Raw genomic sequence first — 20,746 nt, 5'->3', positions numbered from 1 at the left:
CATTGTTAAAAAAATGTTTACTTTTTAAACCTATTTACAATATATTGGTTTGCCATATCTTCAAGAGTGTCCTCCAAGCCGCCAAGACCTTTGAAGTCGGGATTTTTTCTCTTTATTGCGTTTGTCAGAATGTAATCGCAAAGTGCAGGGTTTTTAGGCAAAAGCGGTCCGTGCAAATATGTTGCGACAACGTTTTTATACACAACACCCTCAACACCGGATTTTTCATCGTTTCCGTAACCATAAACAACTCTGCCGAGCGGTGTGTGATTACCGATGTAAGTTCTTCCGCCGTGATTTTCAAAACCGACAATTTTTTGATTTAGAAAGTCATTTTCAAGTACGATATTTCCGATAAGACGTTTTTTGCCTTGTTCGGTGTAAATATTAAGTATATCAAGCCCTTCAATTGTTTCGTTTTCAAGCTTGTAATACTTACCCAAAAGCTGATAACCGCCGCACACTGCGACAAGTACACCGTTATCTTCAACATAATTTCTTATTTCGTCCTTGTGTTCCAAAAGTCTGTGGCAAACAATTTTCTGTTCTCTGTCCGAGCCGCCGCCTATGAACACAATATCAACGTCCGACAAATCAAATCCGCTGTCCTCACAGGTGTATGTCACAACCTCCGCGTCAATACCGCGCCACATAAGTCGTTTTCGCATACATTCGATATTTCCTCTGTCACCGTATAAATTCAAAAGGTCGGGATAAAGATGAAGTATTTTGATTTTCATTATGCCTCACCTCCGAGCTTTTTAAGTACCGCCTCTGTCGAATAAAGTGCGGTATAATTCACAAGTACATAGACAACTTCGCTGTCCATTTCAAGACATTTTGTAATTGCGTCCGCCATATCCTGCGTCATACGGTCAACCTTTATATCCGAATACTTAAATCTAAGACTTATATCGTAAACTCTGATACCTGTTGTTGTAAGCGTGTTCAGGTTTTCGTCCGCAATTTTATCAAAGTCCACGTCCCACAGCCACGACACGTCACGACCGTCATTAGCCTTGTCATTGATTGCGATTATAACGTCTTTCTTACGCTTGTCCGTATTTACCGTTGCAATGGCTTGGTTAAATCCTGCGGGATTTTTTGAAAGACTTAGTATAACGGGCTTGTTGAATTTGTATTCCTGCATTCTGCCGATTTGCGGTTTGTAGCCTGTCAAAAGTTTTGCGAAATCATCCGTTTTTTCTCCCAAAACATTTAGTGCACCGTATACGGCAATAAGGTTATATATATTGTAAAAACCTTTGTAATTTATCACCATAGGCTGATTGTTTATCGTAAACTTCATCGGTGTGTCGAGCGATACATTCTTGACTTCAAAATCAATCTCAGGTCGCTTGAAACCGCACGACGGGCAATAAAAATCGCCGAGCTGACTGTAATGATAGTAATTGTACTTCTGTTCCTCACCGCATACAGGACAGAAACGCCCTTCCTTTGTATCGTCAAGCTGCGGAAGTACCTTTTCGGATATTCCGTAATAATAAGCCTTGACGTTTTCCTCTCTGCCGAACTGAACGCACAGCGGATCGTCACCGTTTAAAACAAGTTTTAAATTCGGCACTTTCTTTATTGCACGCTTGATAATATCCGAAGTAATGTCAATTTCGCCGTATCTGTCAAGCTGGTCACGGAATAGGTTCGTTATAACCATAACATCGGGCTTTACATAGTCAAACACTATCGGCGTGTACGCCTCGTCAATTTCAAGACACGCATAGTCCGCTTTTAATTTGCCGAATATACTCATTTCCTGTAAAACGGTGGTTGCAATACCGCTAAGCATATTCGCACCGAGCTTATTGCAAATAACCTTATATCCCTTTGCCTCAAGTGCCGATGCCATAAGATTGTTTGTCGTTGTTTTTCCGTTTGTGCCGCAAGTTACGATTATACCATTTGACACGCATTTCTCCAAGCCTTTTACAAGGTCGGGACATATTTTAAGTGCATACGCACCCGGCGAAGAAGATGATTTTTTACCTACTGTTTTTCCGACTATGGTAAGAATTTTTCCGAGCCATATCGCAAGAAGTTTTCTCATTACAGTTATTCCTTTCAACTAATATAATATATGATTATACTACACTTTCTTCCCTTTTGCAACTTTCTCTTTAAAGTAATGAGGTTTTTATGTTCTTACTTTACTTTTTGTTGTGAATGTGTTATTATTGACACGAAATAAACATTAACATATCGAAAGAATGACGTAATTATGACAGACTTTATAACGCAGATTGATTTTAATATTTTAAACGCAATTCAAAGCATACGCAATCCGTTTCTTGATACAATTATGCCACTTATAACGTTTTTAGGCAGCGGCGGCATTGTATGGGCTGTAACTGCACTTATAATGCTTTGTTTCAAAAAATCACGAAAAACAGGTATTATAATAATAGTTTCACTGCTTTTGGGATTATTCCTTTCTACAATGGGGCTTAAAAATGTAATTGCACGTGAACGTCCATATAACACCGAAGGAGCGTTGCTTACAGTTGAAAATCTGCTGATAGGCGCGCCGTCGGGAAGATTTTCGTTTCCGTCCGGTCACGCAATATCTTCATTTTCCGCCGCAACGGTTATTTTGCTGTACAGCAAAAAATTAGCCATACCGGCAATTATTCTTGCTGCTTTGATATGCTTTACAAGGCTGTATCTGTATGTACATTTTCCGTCCGACGTTATTTGCGGTGCGTTGTTCGGAATATTGCTCGCGTTCGTGTCAAACTTCTTAGTCAATAAAATATGGGAGAAAATCAATGAAAGAAAATTATCAAATAATTCTAAACAAAACGATTGACGAAATTCAAAAAAACAATACCGTTCCGTCACTTCTTCTGCACAGCTGTTGTGCGCCTTGTTCAAGCTATGTACTTGAATATTTGTCGGAATATTTTGATATAACTATTTTCTATTACAATCCGAATATTTCACCCGAAGAAGAATTTTATAAGCGTGTCAGCGAGCAAAAGCGTCTTATAAATGAAATGCCTTTAAAGAGAAAAGTAAAGTTTATCGAGGGCAAATATGACTGTGAAAAATTTTATTCGATTGCAAAAGGGCTTGAAAATCTCAAAGAGGGCGGCGAGCGTTGCTTTAAATGTTACCGACTTCGCCTTGAAGAAACAGCAAAAACCGCCCAAAAGGACGGTTTTGATTACTTCACTACCACGCTTTCGATCAGTCCGCATAAAAATGCTCAGGTGCTTAACCAAATCGGTCTTGAACTTGAAGAAAGCTACAGCGTTAAATATCTATGCTCCGATTTCAAAAAGAAAAACGGTTATAAGCGTTCTTGTGAACTTTCGGAAATATACGGTCTTTATCGTCAGAATTACTGCGGTTGTATTTATTCAAAGCTTGAAGCCGAAGAACGTGAAAAAGCTAAAAATAATAACGAACAGCCGCTATCTGTGCAATAAATTCACGCACGCAAGATACAGGCAAAAGCGGTATCGGTGTAGACGCACCTATATGTGTTGCGTCTATGCCGTTTATTTTTGCCATCAATTCCGAACGCAAAACGTGAAATTCGTTTGTGACAAATACGGCTTGTCCCTCGTCCATTATCAACTTTGAATATTCAAAATTTTCATATGTGCTTGTGGAGTTGTCCTCTTTTATAATTCTGTCTTCTCTTATTCCGTGATTTAAAAGGTAGTTTTCCATTGCCTGTGCCTCTGAAATTGTTTCGCCTTTGCCTTGTCCGCCGCTGACTATTGCTATTGCATTTCCGTTTTTGTTCATATATTCAGCCGCTTTTTCAAGTCGTCTTTCAAGTGCCAAAGACGGTGTATCGCCTTTCAGTCCCGCACCAAGCACGATTATATAATCTTCTCTGTATGTCGCATTGTCACTTTTTCCGACAACGCATATAATCCCCGAATAAATCACAAGTACAATCATTCCGAACGTAAACAAACCTTTTATAAATTTCAAAAAGCCTTTTGTTTTGAACGCGTCGTAAAACGTACTCCATAATATAAACATAATACCTATCGCAACGGTAAATGCCTCACCCACGCCCATTGATGTGGTTGACGCAAAATAAAGTCCGTCCGCCGAAAAAAGCAATCCCAATATAAATAATATTACTCGCATATACTGTCTCCTTATATTATTGAATATTCCATACATTCATAATGTAGCTTTGTGCCGATGTCTACACCCAACGGCAACAGTGCCATTGCTATGAATAATTCTTCCTCACTTTCAATATCCGTACGCTTTAGGTACGCATATTCCCCTTCAATTCTTGATACAATATAATCCTTCGGTTCCATATTCGACCTCCATATTTGCTTTTATACTCATATAATACATTAACTATTATATCATTGTCAATAATTTTTTATTTTTTTGAAAAAAAGTGTTGACAAAAGCATTTTTATGTGCTATTATATTATCTGTCGTCAGACGTAAAACATAATATGCGTGATTAGCTCAGTTGGTAGAGCACCTGACTCTTAATCAGGGTGTCCAGGGTTCGAACCCCTGATCGCGTACCACGTTAAAATCGCTTAAACAGTATGTTTGAGCGATTTTTTATTATTCAAAATTCTATTGCATTTTGGGCGTTTGACTATACTTTAACTATCAGAGTATTTTTGTTATCTTTTTCATGTTGTCTAAACAAAAAGTGCAGCTCATATGAACTGCACTTTTTGTTATTTTAGACTTTTTCCCATTTCATAAGCATTTTGCATTGCACAGCTTTGCTTTATGTCACCATTTATACCTATTACCATACCGCCCTCAACACTGTTCGGAACACAGCATGTAACGTGTTTTTTATATGGATGTTTGCCTATAAGACACAGGCAAGCATATGCTTTGTTTTTATTCTTGAATTATCGCTGTCCTACTATCAGCGTCCCACTCTACCGTATATCCCATATTTTCTGAAAGAAAACGTAACGGCACTATTGTTTTGCCATTTACAAGCCTTGCAGGCACGTCCATTGTTGTTAAGATATTATTCACTTCCGCATTGATGTTGTTTATGGAAAACGTTATTTCTGTATTATCAAGAGTCGCTGTTGCAGTTTGTGTTTCTCCGTTCCATTCAACATCCGCTCCCATTTGCTCAAACAAAAATCTCATAGGTACAAGTGTACTACCGTTTTCTATAATCGGCGGTGTTTCAAATCCCAAATATATACCATCAAATTTAACATATATTTGCGATTTATCACAAGCATTTCTCCACGCTGTACGCAAATCTTCTAAATCATATTCAAACAAACGATATTGAGTTTGGAATAGTATCTTATCTTTCACTCCTATACAATCATAAATTGCCTCAATAACACTATCACTTGTCGATTCAGGATGAATTTCATGTGTTGTTAAAAGGCTCGGAAAGTCAACATCAAGCCAGTATACACCATCAAGCGAGATTTGAAATACTTTTTCTTCCACATCAAATGTATCCCAACAAACATATAGATCGTCCACTACTTTATAAGATTTTAAATTTTCTCTTTCAAATACAATATCAGTAGTATTATTTATATTTCCTTGCTCTGCAATACCTACAATCTTTTTAGTGTATCTTGTATCACCGTCAGGCATTTCTCCGTCAAGTATTAAAGTTTTATTCATCCCGTTTCCAATAGGAACCTCCGATAAAGTTTTGTCCTCATTCCACAAAATCCCGTCTTCAGACACATAAACTTTCTTAATCGGTTCAAAATTGTAAGAATTTTTATATTGACTGTAATCTTTCGTTTCTGCATAATACTTACCGTCAACATAACTTACTCCCGTAATCGGAGCTTCAAACTCTTGTTTTGAAATCAGTTCAAAGTCCTTATCAAGAATAAGTAACGGATAATTAATTGTGGTATTATATTGAACTTCACTAATTGATTCACCGCTCAACTCATGCAGTCGATTAAAAACTATATACTTATCTCCCCAATAATTTATAGAATATGTATAATTAGAAAGTTTATTTATTTCCGTTATCCCACTCGTTTCCGAAATATCATCCCAATTAATCATATCATCTGATCTTCTATATCGCGAATATCCATCATATACATCTCTATAAATATATTCTTTTCCGGTATACCAAAAATTGTTTATTATACTCGAATGATACGTTAATTTTAATCCGTTATAGTCATAATAATCTTGACTTATATTTTCTTTATCAATAATATTCAAGTTTATAGCACTGGCATCTATCACTAAATTTCCACAACACATCAATGCTATTATAAACGCAAATAGCTTTTTCATAATAAATCCCCTTTTTAATCTATTGTATACGTCCTAATCTCAATTTACTAAACCAATTAAACGTTGATTTTTTACAAAAAGCACGTCATTAAAACGTGCTTGACATAATTTTTTTGCTGTGTTATACTTTAGATATAGAGAAGAGCGGTAAACAGCTTTTGTTTCTGCTTTAATATTTGGTTAAATTTTTGTAGAAATTGATTTTCTACCCAATAACCGTCCTATTCCCGTAGGGCGGTTATTTCTTTAATATCCATACAATAAGCAAAATCAATACAAGTTGTATTGTGGTTTCACTCATAATATTTCCTTTCCGAAACAGAGCCGCCTCCGCTCTACTCATATCATTGATTTTAAACCTACTTTTATTTTACACTATACCTCATATTATGTCAAATTACATTTATTTTACTGTTTTTTCTTATATACAAAAAACACACGTCTAAAACGTGCTTGACATAATTTTTATGCTGTGTTATACTTTAGATACAAGATAAGGGCAACAGTAGTTGTCTTTGCAGAATGTAAACGTTTTGTAGAAAAATTCTACCTTAACCGTCTATTTCGCAGATAGACGGTTATTTTTTTATCTCTATAACAAGCAAAAATACAATTATAATTATAAGAGTAAATTCACTCATATGCTGCTCCTTTCGGAATAGCATAGACAACCGCCTTGCGTCCGCTTTGCCAAACGTTATTGCCCTTTTTGTATCTTGGGGTTTTATAAACCCATATATATTCTACACTATACCTCACGCAATGTCAAATTACGTTTATTTTACTAAAAAAATACAAAATGGCGGTTTTAAACCGCCATTTTGATTACTTCAATTTTTCATTAATACGCATAAACACTGCCGCTGTTTGTGCTCTTGTTGAATTTGCCTGCGGAGCGAAAGTACCGTCGGTATTACCCGACATTATTTCTTGCTCTGACAGCCAATCAACCGCATTCCTTGCATAATCTGAAATACTGTCACTGTCAACATAATTTGCCGTTTCATTTACCGTTATATCACAATTTTTGTATTCCGCATAACGATAAACAATCGCCGCCATTTGTTCACGGGTTATACTCATATCAGGTGCAAACTCTGTATCACTCACACCGCTGACAATTTTATTTTCTTCCGCCCATGCCACTGCATTTGCGTAATAACTGTCACTTGCCACATCAACAAAGCTTGAATTTTCCGCATACGGTTCACCCTCTGTTCTGTACAGAACAGTTACAAACATAGCCCTTGTAACGTCACCGTCTGGTGCAAATTCCGTATCGCTCACACCGTACATCAAACCGTTTTCATAAGCGTACTTAACTGAATTATAGAACCAATCGTTGTTACTTACGTCAACAAACGGATTATCCCAATCAGTCGGTTCAGGCTTATCTGACGGATTAGGCACAGTATCAATCTTTTTGAACTTTGCAGTAATTTCAGCTTTTGCATTCACCTTTTCAAACGTATATTCGCTCACCTTACCGACGCTTTCGCCGTTTACGATTACGTCCTCAATTTCGTAACCCTCATCAGCCGTTATCGTAAATGTCTTGCTTTCGTTTTTATTTACGGTTACGGTGTCCGGACTGATTTTACCGTTTTCGGACTGAACAACTGTAATTTTATATGTTACATTGCCGGAGTTTCCTCCTCCGCCACCGCCCGAACTTGGTTTAATCATAAGCGGACTGCTCGCGATAATGTGAGTGTTTTCAACCGTTGTACCCGTCAAATTAACCGTAACGGTATATGTCACAGACGTATCAAACGTGCCGTACAACGTATATGTTTTATTATCACTGCTTGCCTTAACCGCTGTAAGTTCCACATTCTTATCACCGTTCAGCACAACAAAATTATCTGCCGTCATTCCCTCAATCGCCGTATCAAGATTAATCGTGATATGCGTCTTTCTTGCCGTACCTGCCGACGCATTCACTTTAATTTTTTCACTTGGAATATCAGTGCTGTCCTTGCCGCCCAAAACGGTATAAACATTCTGATTATCAACAGTCGCACTTACTACGCCGTTTATTTTTTCATCAGTTGTAATGTAGCCGTTTTCATCAACATTCGCCGCACCTTCTATTGCCGAAACGTTCCATTCAATTCTGTTTGCCGCCGCACTGTCGTCATTGATTTCAATAATTCTGTTATCGGTTTTCACCTTTAGCGAAAGCTGACCGCTTGTGCCGGCTTTAATTGTACTGTCACTGCACTCTTTTCCGTCAATGTACATTTGAAGTACACTGTCGTCATTGCCGAGTGCTTTGTTTGTAAGCTGTAATGTTACAGGTACTGTTTCGTTGCCGATTTCGTCTGCAGCATACACAACTATATTTTGATATGCCATAGAATTATCAAGCGTAACAGTCTTTTCAAAACTGCCGTCATCTCCGACAGTCGCTTCCTGTATCTCTTGATTTTCCGCACCGATATACACTTTCGCACCACTGTCGCTGATACCCTTAACCGTAACAGTGTCCTCGAAAAATCCGCCGTTATTCGGACTGCTTATTTGCAATCTCGGAGGAAGTGTATCAACAGTAAACATATACTCCGACAATGTACCGTCTTTTGAATCGTTTTCGCCCTTGAAGGTTATTATATGCGTACCGTCCTCTAAGCCGTCAAGATTTATACTCTGCGACATAGTTTTTTCCGAAACAGTACCGTTCATTTCACCGCCGTCCAAAGACCATTCGCCGGAAACATTCATATCCGATACAAGGTCTATGACTGCATTACTGCTTTTAACCGTATCTGTTCCGTCAATGTTTACCGCATTTTGTGCTTTAAGTGTTACATCAGCCTTTTTAGGCTCAACCATTGTCACAGGTGATGACAGTGTTTCAGCGGAAACAATCTGACCGCCTGAAGATGTATTTTTATAACCCTTTAATCCTATCACATACTGCTTACCGCTTACAAGTCCGACTTGTTCGGTCTGCGTTTTTATATCCTTTTTCTCATCTTCCGTAAGGTCGTTTTCATTCACGATATTTCCGTTCTTATCCACCGTAACCGTCTTTGTATACTGACCGCCGACCGTAATCACATCACTTCCGCTTACAGTCATATTGTCAAATACAGTCGGTACGTTTTTACCGTCTTGAACTTCATATATACTTACCTTATAGCCGTCATAATTATCTTGATTTATACCTGTCAAATCAATACTGTAATCACCGCCCAATGCCACATTAAACGTCGGTGCGGACGGCTGTGACGGATTGGTATAATTAAGCTTTTTATCGGTTGTCACAACCGGGTTAGCACTTTCGTCTGTCGTTGTCGCAACAACTTTTACCGTATATTCACCGCTCGGCATATTTTCAGGCATTGTTATATTTGCACTCTTACTCTTTATGTCATTCACATTTTCTGTTTTGTACAACGGATAAACTTCGTTATTGCTGTCCTCTGCATAAATTGTAAGACTGTTGAATTTATCCAAATCTTCGCCCGACCACGTTACAGTATTATTGTTCAATACCGCATTGTCGATTGTCGGCAACTTTGAAAGTGCGTATATAGTCACGCTTGACGCAATACCTGTTTTTAATTGCAATGCTTTATTAAAGTAATTTTCATCTGTAACCGTTATTGTAACGGTTGCTTTCTTTGTATCCTCATTCCAATTCAACATTGCGTTGGCATTTGCGTTGGCTGTATCGTCTGCCGTTTTTGAACTGTCTGACCATACTATCGGATAATTTTCCATTTCAATATTCTTTGCGTATGTTTCCGCAATAAGCTGACTCGGTGCGTCATACGAAATTGTAAGTATTCCGTTTTCGTTGTTATACTTGCCGAAATTAACCGAATGTACCGTTTTACCCGCAAGCGATGATACCGTCGCACCGTTTGAGCCGAACAATGATATATCCTCTGTTGACGCCAATGTGCGAATACTGTTATTGAGTTTCATATACAAGGTACGGTCTGTTTTTTCATCATAATAAACAGGAATACCCTCCGCACTCAACTCAATAGTCGGTTCCGGTGCGTCATATTTACCGAAAGCGAAATCTACATCTCCGCCCCAATAATATGTTACACCTGCGTCAATTTTCAAAACGTGCAAAGCACCCCATATTTTTTCGGCATTGACACCCAAATCGGCAGAACCTATTTCAATACCGCCGAAAATCGGTATTTTTTTAGGAATACTTACCACTGCCGTGGCATAACCTTCCCAGAAATATTTATCCTTAACCTTATCTTTTTCTACAATTAAATGTCCGTCACCCGAAATAACGTCGAATATACCGATAGACACTCCCGCTGCAAATCTAAGTTCGGGATACCATGCACATTCAATTCCCGCATAGTCTATAAGTGTAATTCCCGCAACATTCACGTCCGACAGTGCAATACTCAAATCTCTCGGGCTGATACTTACATCACCTCTTGCGGAAAGAACATCAAACAAAGCGAATTGTCCGCTTAGCAGAAGCGTTATAGGCGGTACGGATGAGGACGGATAAATCGTTTCAAACAGATTATCTATACCGCCGCCTGCACCTTTAATCCAAAATACGCCCATTCCGTCAACATTTATGCCCGGTGTAAATCCGCCTGCATAGAAATATAATTTATCCGGAATAGGTATTCCGTTGTTACTTCTAAGACGAATTTCCGCCTCCATTTCAAATGCCATCATATCGGCACTGCCTTGAACGCCGATAGTATATTCGTTGTTCATAACCTTTAAGTCAAGAGTACCCTCAACGCTCGGAAGTCCGTCCGCATATGACGGAACTTCTACTTCGACAGACGTATTAAATCCGATAAATCCGCCGCCGAAAAGTATATCATGGATATACAAATTCAGACTTCCGCCCTCTGCGTCTTCCCATTCCTCTTGGTCCTCGGCATATCTGTCCTGTACATCTCTAAGCTGTGACGGAGTATAATTACTGCTCGCCATTTTCAGTTGTGCAACCTCCATTGCGGAAGTTTTTCTGTTGCTCCAATCAAAGTTTGACGGAACAAGAAAATCAGGTGAAAGTTGTGCACCGAATGCGATTACTCTTTGTTTCGGTGTTTTTGAAGTGACTTCACCGTCAACTGTCGCCATCTGTCCGAACTGACAGTATCTGAATTCCATCACCATTCCCGCAATGGTTTGTGCGGTACTTGCCGCACCCGGCCACATAAGCATAATACCGTTTGTATTTGCAACGCTGTTTTCAACGTCACCTGTCTGTTCGCCCTCGTTTGTGTACTGCAAAAGTGTTGATTCGGAGCCGTTTTCAAATGACGAAATCGCACATACACCGCTCCAAACCTTTGTTCTTGCGCCTGTCGTATAAACTTCGCCGTCTATATCGATATTAATAGTTTGGTCGTCCTGACCGACGTTTTCGACAGACACGGTTACAGTACCTTTTTCAATATCAAGACAATTACTGATATTTATTGTACTTTTCGCCTTATGGTCTACCGTTTCAAGAGAAACAGCCTCTGCCTCTGCAATTTTACCGTTTTCATATTTTAACGTAAAGTCACCGCGAAGTTCAAGCAAAGAGATATTCTGAGCATTTGGAACTTCGTCACTGTATTCCTTTTCGTCTTTATACGCCCTTAGGGCATACTTGTTATCGCCGTCTTTTTCAATCGTGACAACTCCGTAAGAGCCGCCTTGATATGCAATATCATCACTGACATTAAACTTCAGTGCGTCAGACGTAATATCTTTTTTAGTTGGATCTTTCATATCAAATACAATCTGATATGTACCGACCGACATAAGCTCGTCAAGTATCAAATCCGCCGTATTGTTTTCGGTATCCAAAATGAAGTTTTCCGCACTTACAGTCAACGGCTGACTGCCGTTTAAAGGCGTAACCTTTATATCGTATTCACTCTTATTTTTAAGCAAATTGAAATTCTGACCTGCAAGGTAAATATGTCTTGTTCCTCTGTTATAAACAATCTCGGGTGCGGTGCTTATAAACGAAACCCTGTCGCCTGTTGCACCCGGGCAAAGAAGATATATACTTCTCTGACCGATTAAGTTTTCGGAAAGTAATTTACCGTCCGTTCCGCTCACGTCATAACAACGCACTTCGATTTTTCTGTAATCGGTAGCCGTAAGCGGTTCTGCATTAAAGTTAAACACAACCTGTCGTTCTTCATCTGCGTTAAAATCTATAATATCAACACTGAAAGGGTTTGAATATGAAGCTGTAACGTCAAGATTCCCCGACAAGTCATACGGTGTTATTCCCTCCTGCGGATATACCGCAACGGCAATTTGTTTCATTTCATTCTGCGACACGTTTTTAATTTGCGTTGACACGCTGAAATCACCGTTTTTACCGTCCGCCGTTTGCGGTTTGTATTCGTCTTTTGTATCGGTAAGCTGCATTGCTCCGAGTTCAGATGAAAAATTTATCGCAACCTTATCATCGTTATTTACGGTTACGTTTGAATATATACCGTAATTTGTCGCAACGGTATTGCCCTCACCGTTTGCCGCCACACTGCCCATATCGAAATACAGAGCATACGCACTGTCGGCAGTCAAATATTTTTCGTTATACGGATTTGTAAACGTCAACGAGTTATCAGGCTCAAAATCGAATACACTTGACGCAAGGTTGTTCCAATGTCCGAACGCTATTTGATACGGTGCGACAATTTTATTGTTAATCGACGCATTCACCGTATAAGCCGTTACGGACGGTGCTTTCGGATTGTCGTATCCGAATAATGCGTTGTTGTATGCTTCTCCGTCAGAGTTATCAATAACCGTTTCGGATTGTATCTGCTCATATGTACTGTCCTTTTTCGTCAATTCATACACCGCATAATCCTGATAACCGAGTGCGGTATCAAGCATAACTCTTGCCTGAACACTGTCCGCACTTCTTCCGTCCGTACTCTTTACACCGTATGAAATTGACGCCATACCGTGCAGAGCCGATTTTGTATTTGCAAGCGTGACGGTCTGCGTAAAAGTCAAACCGTCAACGCTCCACGTTGCGACAATGTTGTCACTGTTTTTCACCAAAGTGACGTCACTGCTGTCCTTACCCAAGAAACCGTATTTTCTTCCGAAAATATAGTCCTTTACCTCATCACCTCTTTTTACACGAAAAGAGGTATATGATGTATCATAATTTTCATCGGGAAACAAAAGATATTTATTATCATCTGCTTTGTTCAGCTTATCTCCCTCAACGGTATCTATCAGAAAACCGCCGTTTTTCGCCGAAACAACGACTTTCAAATAACCGTCGTTCAATTCTTCGTAATCCGCCTTATTCAGATTTTCGGCAAACGCGCCGATAGGCATTATACCGAAAATCATCGCTGTTACGGTTAAGGCTGATATAATCTTTTTTAATCTTTGCAGCATAGTAAACCTCCTTTTTTCATTATTGAACGTAAATTACAAATCTGTAATTGTCACGTCCCTGCGTTTGTACATTAAATGTATAATACCCCGCCTTTTTCGGAACGAATGTAATCGGCTCTGTATTATCCTTATTCTTCGCCAATTCAGTCGCACCGATTTTCATTTGACCGACTGTCTTTATACCGTTTTTATATTTAACACTGTACGGCTCGCCATTGCTTTCAACGACAATGTTCTGTGCCTCGTTTTTGCTTAGCACAATCATATCTCTGTAAATATACTCACCGTTTACGCTGACTCTAAGCTGAGTATCCTCATAGAAATAGATATATCCGTATCTTTCACTGCTGTTTCCTGCCTCGTCAGTTGCGGTATAAGTCACCCTTACGGTTCCCGTTGTCTGCGGTTTTGTGTAAGTAACATCAAGCTTGATTTTGTCCTTTTCGGTTTCGTTGTCGCTTACCGTCATATTCGCTTTAAGCTGTGACAAAATATCTTCTGAATTTAAGTCGATTTCCACCGTTTCCTTTTTCAATTTGATAGTCGGTGCTTTTTTATCCGGCATTGCTATCTGCATAAAGTGATAATACTTTGTATTTGAATATTCGTCCTTTGCCTTTATTGTAGGATACAAGCCTGCCAAATCCTCCGATACGGTTAACTTCGTCCACGCACCGGCCGTAAGATTTTGACCTGTTGTGTCACCGTTCCATGTTACCGTACAGTTTCTGTTTGCACTCACATATACAGTGTCACCGACCTTTAAACGACCGAGTTTATCCGGTGACTCCTTACTGTCTGTACCGTCACTTGCAAGACTGAATGTAAGCGACAAATCTTTATCAATGATGCTGTCAACCTTAACAACCTTTTCCGTCAGATTGCCTGCAGCGTCCGCAAAGTGATATACATATTCGCCGTTTGCGTTTATTACTCGTGTAAATTCAGTTCCCTGTTTTCCGTTTTCTCTGAAAATAACTTCTTTGTCAGCTTTTAAAGTCACTGTCACTTTACGGTGATTTTCGGACGGCTGAATTGTTTCGGTAATAATCGGTGCGTTTTTGTCGATGTTCTTAACCTCATTCAAAGTAATTTCACACACTTGACCGTTTACGGCTGTACAAACAAGCGTCATAGTCGGTGCATTTTCCGAATATGAAATTGTAACTTGATTATCAAGTTTGTATATTTCAGGAAGATAGCCGCTTTGATTTTTCCATTCCGCTTTCGTGATGAGCTTATCAAATCTAAGCTGTGCCGTAACGGATTTATTCGTCTTACTGCTCTTTGCGTTTTCAGACCAAACTTCACTGATTTTATTTGCAGGTGAATTGTCTATTTCCGTAACGGCTGCTTTTAATTCACCGCTTTCGTTCTCACCTTTATATGTGTATGTGTAGTTTATAACAATATTTTCGTTGCCTGTTACTTCTATATAATACAATCCGTTGTATTCTCCGTCACTTGTTTCCTGTTTTGCGTTGTCATTAGTCATAACAAGGTTTGTAAAGTCACTGTCCTCAGGCGGTATTAGGTATACCTTTACGGTCTGCATATCGCCCGACACGACTTTCTGTAAATGCGGCTGAGGCGCTTCGCCCAAGTTATCCGCAACAAGCGGAATTTCGGTGACATTATTACAACTGTCGACTGCAAACAATGTAAATTCCGCATTCTTTGTTATATCAACGGTTCTGCCGTTCACACTCACTCCGTCAATCGTATCGCTTGTTGAATCAAATGTCGGTGTTTCGGCATTAAGTCCCGCTTTTGCAATAAGCTTTACACCGTTTATATCAGACACGATTACATTAAATCTGTAATGTGATGACCAACCCATTTTCTTCATAAATGATATACTGTCGGTAACTGTTTCATAGCCTCCGCCGCTTAAATCCGGAAGTGACGGATTTAAGTAATGCTTGTTATCATCATACAGATTAAGCACAAGTTTTTTGCTTTGTGCCACGCCGCCCCTTACGGTATAACCAACCATTTCAACACTCGGCGGCATTGTATCGACATATTCTTCGGGCGGCTGATAATCTTTAAGTGTTACATCAAGCGTAACTGTATAATCTTCACCCAAAGTATCATTTTGATTTTTGTAATTCCTGAATGTAAATTCCGTTCCACTGTTAGGATAGAATGTATGGCTCGGTGTTTCGCCCGTTGCGGTATCAACAAGTGTTGAGCCGTTTTCATCAACAAGCTTTGCGGTTACTTCGCCGTATATACAGCCGTCAACCACATCATCTTCGTCATAATCCCATACAACTTTCGGCTTTATCGGTTTTATCTCATTATTGGTTATATTTAATATTTTACTCTTTTCAGCTCCGTTGTCCGTCCACTTCATTGTAACCTTTGTAGGCTGTGTTGCGGTTACGGTTACGTTATTTGTTCCGTTATTTTCGATTTTTGCAAATGTGTTTCCGTCATTTTCCGTAACAGTTACGGGAGAAGTATATTCGATATTCGCCGTAATATCGCCCTTTGTCTTATACAAAGTTGACATTGTAACCTTTGGACCGTCTGCAAGACGTGTAACAGTTACAGGTATTGTCCATGTATTGCCGAACATATCCTCGCCCTCAACTTTGTATGTACCGTTTGAGTATATCGGCAGATAGTGAGCAGACGCATAAACCGTATCGCCCTTTAATTTTAAATATCCGTTAAAGTATACCTTAACACCTCTGTCATTGCAGATATAACTGTAATCCGCTAATGAATCGTCATCAGAAACGTCAACAAATCGCGGTTTTTCATATTTAAAGTTCGTTACCAAGCTTCCGTAATTTTCATCGTCTTTGGTATACGTTCTCGTTGCTGTGTCACCATGCACACCTACAAAGTTAAACGTAATACTGTCAAAGAAAGGCTCGCCTGCCTTTTCCACACTCCATGGTCTTGTAAAGTCTATACTCAAATTAGTGGACGTGCTGTCCTCACGATAATAACCGCCCTCAAAACCCAATTCATTCGGATATTGATAGTTTTTCATAGGCATATTGTACGTTTTGCCGTCTTTCACAACTGTAAAAGAGCTTTTGTCCATGTCAAGATTTTTGGCATAAAAATTATAAATATAATCACCCTGGTTGTATGTGTTAAGATTTGCTTGAGTTACTGTCAATGCATCATTTTCAAAGGTATATTTCGTTTTTTCCTTGAACTGCGGAATATATGAAACAGAATTACCGGATTCGTCTATCGCAATAAATGCAAAGTTGAGCCTATCTCTGCCGTTTTCGTCTTGTCTACAGTTCTGATAATTAAAGGCACTATCACCCTTCAATGTAACAACCTCGTCAAGTCCGATTTCATCGGCAGTCCAACTGCTGTAATCCTCTCTGTGAACATAATATACCGTTACATTACCGTTTTCGGAGAAAGCATTTTTTACAGTTGCATCAGCGGAAATAACGTGCATTGTTCCGTTGTCGTCCGTATAATTCTGCGATTCGTTCATATCAAAATCCATTGCAATCTGCGGTATACTTTCAACCATATTTACCGTGAACTCGTATATCGGCGATACATTGCCGTTTTCCAATTTAACTTGATAACAGAAAGTGTTACTTCCCTTTTCAAATTGCAAACCGCCCGTTGCCGTTACTCCGTCAAGAGTTTCTTTTGCAGGGTTTTGCATTAAGTTTATCTCGTATTCTCTTGTTAGGTCAGTAGTCTTTTCAAACGGTAAATCTTCTCCGCCATTGCACGCTTTATTCCACAAGCGGAATCCCTCTGCCTTACCGATTGTTTCACCGCACAATTCTTTTGAAACATCATTGCTCTTAAGCGTCATTTTGACGATATGTGCCATATTCTGTTCTAAAGAATATCCCTCATCTTCATTACGGTCAATCTCCTTAAATTCAGCATTACCGATATTGATTGTTTTAAATGCCGTATCGCTTTCTTTTACGATTGACGGTATCGGATTAGGAATAGGGTAATATTCGTGTTCGGGAATAATTTCATATCTGTTTACACCGACATCTGACGATGTTTTGATATTGTCAAGAAGTACCGCCGTATCGCACTTAAATTCGGCAGGGCTGTCACTGCCTGTCTGATACAAATAAACCGATATTCTGTATGTATCCGTTCCAAGCAAGTTACCGTCTTTATCTCTAAGCGGCATTGCAAGAGTTTGGCTTGCATTTCTGCTTAGCTTTGCGTTGTATACCTCGTTGTTTTCCGAATTTGTTATTGTCACATACGATTTATCAAAGTCCAAATTATCCGTAACCCAATCGGCAACTTTTGTATTTGACAATTCAAAATTAATTCTGACATCAGTCATATCGCCGTTTCTTCTTATGTGCTTGTCATCACCCACTCCTGTGGCTTTAATAACATCTCCGTTACTGTCCTTTATTGAAGTAAATTCAAGATTATATACATTATCAAGTACAGGTGCGGTCATAACATTAAAGTCGCCCTCCGCTTGATATGTCACTTCTTCTTCGGAATTTGACGGCTTTATACTTGCACCGCTTACAGGTGTCAAATCTGCAAACGCACTTTCAAATTTTACGTTTACTGTGCCGTAAAAGTTTTTAAGTTCATTCACTCCGTCCGCCGTAAGAGCGGTTACTACGTCAAAACCGGTTTTATCCTCGTTGTATGTAACCGCATACCATGTGCCGTCAAAATCAAATATGTTTTTACTGTCGGCACTGTCATATACGCTTGCGTAAGTCTTGTCACCCATTGTAAGTGTTACACGTGTGGCGGCATTAGCTTTATTGTCGGGATTGTCAGGTGCCGAAATTTGCACATCAGGCTTTGTATGTATCTGTGACAAATCGCTTACAATCGTATATTTTGCCTTTGCCTTTGTCAAGTCGGCATACACCTCATAACGTGAAACATTCGACTTGTTACCTTTAAAGTCTGTCGCATACACAAGCAATTCTTTTTCATATTTTTGTGCCGCGTCAAATTTAGTTTCAAAGTCAAAAACTCCGTCATTAAGCAAGCCCTCCGACCAATCACTGTCGGTCGGTTCAACACCTTTGTCTACAAGCTGATATTTAACATTCAAGCCGTCCGTGTTAAAATCGGTTACACGTACCTTTGCCAATATCTTTGCGGTATCGTTTTCATACTCGGTATTCATCGACATAAGTGCAACATTCGGTGCTACACGGTCAATATTTATATCCGTATCAACAGACTGTTCACCCACATTTCCTGCCCAGTCCTCTGTTCTGAAATAAAGTTTTGTGTTTTTGATTTCGGAATTATCAGTTTTAATATGTAAGTAATAATCTTTTACAGGCAAATCGAATTTATTCCACGCAAGGTTATTTTCGTTGTTAAGCACCGATTCTTTATACTCACTCGGTGTATCGGCGGAAGTCGTCACAGCATACTTAAACGGAATTTGCTTATCTTGGTCATAGCACCACGCAAAACTTGCCGTCAATCCGTCAAAATCAGATACCGTGCCTTTTCCGTCACTGAAATTCAGCGGTATGCAAAATTCACCGCTGTTTACATCACCGGTTATTTCACCAACATTTACAGTCGGTGCGATATTGTCAAAATAAATCTGCTGTTTCGGATTTTTCGATATTTTCTGCGTTGCCAACTCATTATTATACAAATCGACTACGTTTGCCGTGTTTATTTTTTCAATTCTTATAGGCTCGCTATTATCACAAGTCATATCGGCGGTTATCGTAATCGGTTTAAACGTAATCTTCGTTGCCGTCCGCTTGTTTACGCCGTCATACATATCTTCAAATTTTTCGATTTCAAGCACTGCTTTACTTCCGTTTTGCGCTATATTAAGTTCTGCAGTCATTGAACTTTTTTCGCTCGTTTTAATTTTTTCCGTTGTCATTGCAGAAAAAGTTAATGTATCGCCGACACCTGCAAACACACTGCTCTTGTCAATATCTTCAGGCCAATCGCTCGGCTGTGAATATGACGTTGAATCTGCCGCTATCATATTCCCCGCAATTTCAACGCTGTCAATTTCAGGTGCTTTTTTATCGACTAAAAGTGAGTAACCCGTCAAATCCTTTGTATGAATGTCAAGGCTGTTGCCGGCATAGTCCGTAATCGGAGATGTGGCGGTAAAGTATTCCGGAATTAATCCCGGTGCATTGTCTATAACCTTAAATCGCGGTTCTTCGTTTCTCGCCAAATATTTGTCGGCGTACGCTATACCGTACATTTGACCGGTGTACTCTTTTTTGTCATACTCTACGCTCTTAATCTTCGTAATTTGATATTCCTTAACATTTTTAGGTGCGTGTACATAGAAAAATATTTCATTTCCGTTTATACCGCCGGAAGTCGCAGTAAGTTCCATATTTTGAACGCCGCTTTCAACATTTGTCGCATAAAGCGTCAACGTAATCTTTTCGTTTTCAATACTTCTCAGCTTTTCACCCATGTCAAGATACAGTACATTGCTTTTCATATGTGCCGATTTAACAGTTGGCTTTGTTATATCGGCAAAGAACACATATGGTTTTTTTACTTTTGCATCAAACACACCTTGCATTTTAAACTTATTGTTTAACGTATCACCGCTTTGAAGTTTAAACCAACCGCTGTCCTTTTTCCCCTCACCTCGAATCATAGTATTCTTAAAGGACATTTTTGCGTGATTACCTATCAAATTAGCGCCGAACCTCATCATAAGCTGACCTGTCGCTTCCAATTCGGGAAATACGGAATTGTTTGCAACGCTGTCTTTAAGCTTAAAACTCGTTGACCAAAATCCGTTATCGTGTCCTCTGAATGTCGAAACGTAAGCCATACCCATAGTTTCAACCGCCTCATTGATTGAACCCCAGTATTGATAATACGCATTATCCACATCACATCTCTTGAACAACATTCCCGCCGTCAATGTCAAATCGGTTGCCCACCAATCCGACATATCGCGTGTGTACTTATTCATAAGTTTTTTGTTGTTGTACGTTTGCTCATTCAATATAGGTACTTTTACTTGATTTGCGACACTCATAACATCGCTGTCGGCCTTTGCAATTTGTGCGGGCATAAGTGCCGCAACAAATACAATACACAGTAATGTGCTTATAAATTTTTTCATCTTCTTTCCCTCCATATA

Annotated in this window: 9 protein-coding genes and 1 tRNA gene; 3 read left to right on the top strand and 7 right to left on the bottom strand. The window is 39.3% G+C overall.

Annotated features, from left to right (window positions below; genetic code table 11):
* Positions 1–17: 17 nt before the first annotated feature.
* Both LKE05_RS03995 and LKE05_RS03990 read right to left on the bottom strand, forming a co-directional pair.
* Positions 18–740: a type 1 glutamine amidotransferase gene (locus LKE05_RS03995; protein WP_308455995.1), complete on the bottom strand. Its 723-nt coding sequence runs from the start codon at positions 738–740 to the stop codon at positions 18–20.
* A complete protein-coding gene (locus LKE05_RS03990; RefSeq protein ID WP_308455994.1) occupies positions 740–2,083 on the bottom strand; it encodes a Mur ligase family protein in 1,344 nt (447 codons plus the stop codon). The genes LKE05_RS03995 and LKE05_RS03990 overlap by 1 nt, the downstream gene beginning before the upstream one ends.
* A gap of 153 nt (positions 2,084–2,236) precedes the next feature.
* Here LKE05_RS03990 and LKE05_RS03985 point away from each other — a divergent pair, with 153 nt between their 5' ends.
* The gene (locus LKE05_RS03985) at positions 2,237–2,824 is read left to right on the top strand and encodes a phosphatase PAP2 family protein (RefSeq protein ID WP_308455993.1); all 588 of its coding nucleotides are present in this window, start codon (positions 2,237–2,239) and stop codon (positions 2,822–2,824) included.
* The gene (locus LKE05_RS03980; RefSeq protein ID WP_308455992.1) at positions 2,784–3,446 is read left to right on the top strand and encodes an epoxyqueuosine reductase QueH; all 663 of its coding nucleotides are present in this window, start codon (positions 2,784–2,786) and stop codon (positions 3,444–3,446) included. The genes LKE05_RS03985 and LKE05_RS03980 overlap by 41 nt, the downstream gene beginning before the upstream one ends.
* Here the strand turns inward: LKE05_RS03980 and LKE05_RS03975 are convergent.
* Together LKE05_RS03975 and LKE05_RS03970 are read right to left on the bottom strand one after the other, a co-directional pair.
* Positions 3,409–4,125 carry a YdcF family protein gene (locus LKE05_RS03975; protein ID WP_308455991.1) on the bottom strand — a complete coding sequence of 239 codons (717 nt, stop codon included), beginning with the start codon at positions 4,123–4,125 and terminating at the stop codon, positions 3,409–3,411. The genes LKE05_RS03980 and LKE05_RS03975 overlap by 38 nt on opposite strands.
* A gap of 11 nt (positions 4,126–4,136) precedes the next feature.
* Entirely contained in the window at positions 4,137–4,307 is a 171-nt protein-coding gene (locus LKE05_RS03970) for a hypothetical protein (protein WP_022230705.1), read from the bottom strand.
* A 149-nt stretch (positions 4,308–4,456) separates the two neighbouring features.
* Here LKE05_RS03970 and LKE05_RS03965 point away from each other — a divergent pair.
* A tRNA-Lys gene (locus LKE05_RS03965) sits at positions 4,457–4,532 on the top strand.
* A gap of 331 nt (positions 4,533–4,863) precedes the next feature.
* Here the strand turns inward: LKE05_RS03965 and LKE05_RS03960 are convergent.
* From LKE05_RS03960 to LKE05_RS03950, 3 genes are all read right to left on the bottom strand, one after another.
* Positions 4,864–6,270: a copper amine oxidase N-terminal domain-containing protein gene (locus LKE05_RS03960; protein WP_308455990.1), complete on the bottom strand. Its 1,407-nt coding sequence runs from the start codon at positions 6,268–6,270 to the stop codon at positions 4,864–4,866.
* 825 nt (positions 6,271–7,095) lie between these two features.
* A complete protein-coding gene (locus LKE05_RS03955) occupies positions 7,096–13,644 on the bottom strand; it encodes an S-layer homology domain-containing protein (protein WP_308455989.1) in 6,549 nt (2,182 codons plus the stop codon).
* Positions 13,645–13,663: 19 nt separating this feature from the next.
* On the bottom strand, positions 13,664–20,728 hold the full coding sequence (locus LKE05_RS03950; RefSeq protein WP_308455988.1) for a hypothetical protein: 7,065 nt from the start codon (positions 20,726–20,728) through the stop codon (positions 13,664–13,666).
* Between the last annotated feature and the right edge of the window lie 18 nt (positions 20,729–20,746).

Origin of the sequence: Hominilimicola fabiformis, assembly GCF_020687385.1 — a bacterium.
Lineage (GTDB): Bacteria > Bacillota > Clostridia > UBA1381 > UBA1381 > Hominilimicola > Hominilimicola fabiformis.
The sequence above is the reverse complement of the archived record's forward strand: the minus strand, read 5'-3'. Positions and strand labels throughout refer to the sequence as shown.